This is a genomic window from Pseudomonas sp. 32_A (genome assembly GCF_017490905.1).
Taxonomy (GTDB): Bacteria; Pseudomonadota; Gammaproteobacteria; order Pseudomonadales; family Pseudomonadaceae; genus Aquipseudomonas; species Aquipseudomonas inefficax.
In genome coordinates, this window is sequence record NZ_JAFGYI010000405.1 from 1 (window position 1) to 429 (window position 429).

The 429-nt window shown below is 47.6% G+C and carries 1 protein-coding gene; it reads left to right on the forward strand.

Translation table 11 applies throughout. The features are described from left to right. Positions 1-8 precede the first annotated feature (8 nt). The coding region (locus J5M58_RS27250) for a carbon starvation CstA family protein (protein ID WP_306795268.1) at positions 9-429 on the forward strand (421 nt) is incomplete at its 3' end.

The window sequence follows — 429 nt, forward strand, 5'->3', positions numbered from 1 at the left end:
ATATGGTTATGAATGGTATTTACTTAGTTATTGCCTCCGCGTGTATTCTGATTTTAGCGTACCGCTTTTATGGGGCTTTCATAGCGGCTAAGGTGTTGACCTTGGACCAATATCGTCCGACGCCGGCTATGATTCACAACGATGGTCACGATTACGTGCCAACTAACAAATGGGTAACCTTTGGTCATCACTTTGCAGCTATTGCAGGTGCAGGCCCGCTCGTAGGCCCAGTTATTGCAGCCCAGTTCGGGTATTTGCCTGGTGCCTTATGGATCCTTATCGGCTCCGGATTAGCCGGTGCTGTACATGACATGGTTATCTTGTTCGCTTCAGTTCGCTATGACGGTAAGTCTATCGCGGATATTGCACGCGAAGAAATCAGTAAACTAGCTGGTTTTGGTGCTATGCTTGCTACCTTGTTCCTATTGG